Here is a 294-nt window from a genome sequence, read left to right on the forward strand (position 1 = left end):
CAACCATACTCAGTGCTTGCTCAATGAAATGGTGGGCAATCGATAATCTTTGATGCTGACTCTGCTGTGCACGCCAAGCATCAATCGAGTTATCAACCTCATGCCAAGCTCCAAGCACGGTTTGACGATAATTCAACGCCGAGCTTTTCTGTTGCTCTTTGGTTAATTCAAGTTGTTGAGTCAACTTACCACCGGAAAAAATGGGTAAATACACCTTAGGGCCAAGAGAAAATGAGCGAGAATCCCACCCCAGTAAATCACTGCTATCAAAAGACTCAACCCCAAGGCTGCCAG

The 294-nt window shown here is 45.6% G+C and carries 1 protein-coding gene; it reads right to left on the reverse strand.

What is annotated here, in order from left to right:
* Window positions 1-294, reverse strand: a 294-nt coding sequence (locus AAEZ02_RS22140) for a TolC family protein (protein WP_351125152.1), incomplete at both ends; no start/stop codon positions are given.

Origin of the sequence: Shewanella sp. T24-MNA-CIBAN-0130 (assembly GCF_040310185.1) — a bacterium.
GTDB classification, from domain to species: Bacteria; Pseudomonadota; Gammaproteobacteria; order Enterobacterales; family Shewanellaceae; genus Shewanella; species Shewanella psychromarinicola.